Raw genomic sequence first — 2,601 nt, 5'->3', positions numbered from 1 at the left:
GGGAGCGGCGTGCGCTCGGCGAGCAGGGCGGGTTCGACAAAGCCGTAGTGGTGGATGCGCAGCAGCATCCAGCTGGCGGCCGGTCCGAGGTCGAGGCCGGCGCGCCGGGTGATGTCCGCGTAGACCGTCCGGCGGCCCTCCCGGCTGCCGAGCAGGGACAGCGCACGGGCGCATTCGTCGCGCGAGGAACGTTCGACGGGGTTGCTGGCGAGTATCTCGCTGCCGTCCGGCGCGGTGACGCTGCCGCGCAGCGGCTCCTCCCGGAGGTACCAGGCGAGGAGGAAGGCGACCAGCACGACCGGCACCGCGTACAGGAAGACGTCGGTGATGGAGACGGAGAAGGCGTGCCGCACGGCCGTCCGGTCCACCGGGGGCAACCGGCCGATGGCCCGGGGGTCGGAGCTGAGCAGGCCGGGGGTGACGCCCGGTGGCAGGCGCCGTCCGGCGAGGGCGTCGGCGAGGTGGGGGCCGAGGTTGTTGGCGAAGATGGTGCCGAAGACGGAGACGCCGAACGAGGCGCCGATCGAGCGGAAGAAGGTCGCGCCGGAGGTGGCGACGCCCAGGTCCCGGTAGCCGACGGAGTTCTGCACGATCAGCACCAGCACCTGGATGACCAGGCCCAGCCCGCAGCCGAAGACGAAGAAGTACCCGCTCATCTCCACCACCCCGCTGTACTCCCCCAGCCGGTGCAGGAGCAGCAGGCCGACGGCGGTGATCGCGGTGCCCAGGACCGGGAAGACCTTGTAGCGGCCGGTGCGGCTGACCAGGTGGCCGGAGACGGTGGAGGAGACCAGGGTGCCGAAGACCAGCGGCAGCAGATGGAGGCCGGACGCGGTCGGCGAGACACCGTGCACGATCTGGAGGAAGGTCGGCAGGTACGTCATGCTGCCGAACATCGCGAAGCCGACGACGAAGCCGATGACCGCGCAGAGCGCGAAGGTGCGGCTGCGGAACAGCGTCAGCGGCAGCACCGGCTCGGCGGCGCGGGCCTCCACCCGTACGAAGGCCGCCAGCAGCACTAGGCCGATCAACGCGAGCCCGACGATCTGCCAGGACCCCCAGCCGTAGCTGACCCCGCCGAGGGAGGTCATCAGCACCAGGGCGGCGGCGACCACGGCGATCAGGAAGGTGCCGAGGTAGTCGATGGTGTGCGGGGTGCGGGCCACCGGGATGTGCAGCACGGAGGCGACGACGAGGAGGGCGACGATGCCGATGGGCAGGTTGACGTAGAAGACCCAGCGCCAGCTGAGGTGGTCGACGAACACCCCGCCCAGCAGCGGTCCCAGCACACTGGTGGCGCTGAAGACGGCGCCGAAGAGCCCCTGGTAACGGCCCCGCTCACGGGGCGGGACGATATCCCCGACGATGGCCATCGACAGCACCATCAGACCGCCGCCGCCCAGCCCCTGCACCCCCCGGAAGGCGATCAGTTCGGCCATGCTCCGGGCGATGCCGCACAGCGCGGAGCCGATCAGGAAGATGACGATCGCGGTCTGGAAGAGCAACTTGCGCCCGTACTGGTCGCCGAGCTTGCCCCACAGCGGGGTGGCGGCGGTCGAGGCGAGGAGATACGCGGTGACGACCCAGGACAGGTGCTCCAGACCGCCGAGGTCGCTGACGATCGTGGGCAGCGCGGTGGAGACGATCGTCTGGTCGAGCGCGGCGAGCAACATGCCGAGCAGCAGCGCGCCGATGGTCACCAGGACCGTGCGCCGCGACCGGTCCGCTCCCGGGCCGGGGGCGACGGCGTCGGAGGCCCCCGGGGCCGGAGCCGGGCTGTCGGCGTCCCACGTCATGGCGACTCCTCGACCGCTCGATCCTGTCCCCCTTCATCCTCGCCCCATCCTCACCTTTATGCCCTGTTACGGTCCGCCGAGCCCGTCCGGGCAGCGGGCGAACGCCTGCGCGAGAGGGGATCGGGTGCGCATAATCGCTGCGACTCCAGGAAGGGAAGTTCCGTGACGGCAGAGTCCTGCCCGCACTGCTTCGCACCGGCGCGCGCCAACGGCCGCCCCGGCTGCACATGTGCCGCACGCGCCGCCGCGTCCGCCGCGACGGCAGGCGAGACCGATGACCAGATCCGCCCGCGTCCGTATGTGACGCTCTCGGAGGAGAGTACGGGTGGGCCCGATCCACGCGATCTGCGGCTGTTCGAGGAACCGGAGAGGCCGGAGAGGCCGGAGAGGCCGGGGAAGCCGGGGAAGCCGGGGAGCCCGGAGAGGCCGGGGAGCCCGGGGATGCCTGAGACGGGGGACGCCGAGGAGACGCGGGTGATCGACCGCGTCGGGGGCAGACCCGGCGGGGAGCAGACGGACGGCGACGCCGACGAGAACGCCCCCGGCGCCACCCGGCACCGCAAGAGCAGGCGCAAGGCCGTGATCGCCGTACTCGCGGGAGCGGCCGCCGTGGCCGTGGCGGGTTCGCTGGCGATCGGCACCGGTTTGGTCGGTGGTGAGACCAAGGACGACGGTGGTGGCGGCGGCGCGAGCGAGCGCACGCTGGCCGACACCAGCACCAGCGCCCCGGCCGACGCGGAGACGCCGGCCGAGGAGGCCGGCGCGTCCGGCGCCCCCGCGCCGAGCGCGCCGCCCCACCCCTCCG

Annotated in this window: 1 protein-coding gene and 1 pseudogene; one reads left to right on the top strand and one right to left on the bottom strand. The window is 72.4% G+C overall.

From position 1 onward, the window contains the following. Window positions 1-1,796, bottom strand: a 1,796-nt coding sequence (locus AXW62_RS39480; RefSeq protein ID WP_060948538.1) for an MDR family MFS transporter, incomplete at its 3' end; no start/stop codon positions are given. Between the two features lie 441 nt (window positions 1,797-2,237). Here AXW62_RS39480 and AXW62_RS39475 point away from each other — a divergent pair. Beyond that, window positions 2,238-2,601: pseudogene (locus AXW62_RS39475) on the top strand (hypothetical protein); the annotation flags it as partial.

Source organism: Streptomyces hygroscopicus subsp. hygroscopicus, assembly GCF_001553455.1.
Classification (GTDB): Bacteria; Actinomycetota; Actinomycetes; order Streptomycetales; family Streptomycetaceae; genus Streptomyces; species Streptomyces hygroscopicus.
The sequence above is the reverse complement of the archived record's forward strand: the minus strand, read 5'-3'. Positions and strand labels throughout refer to the sequence as shown.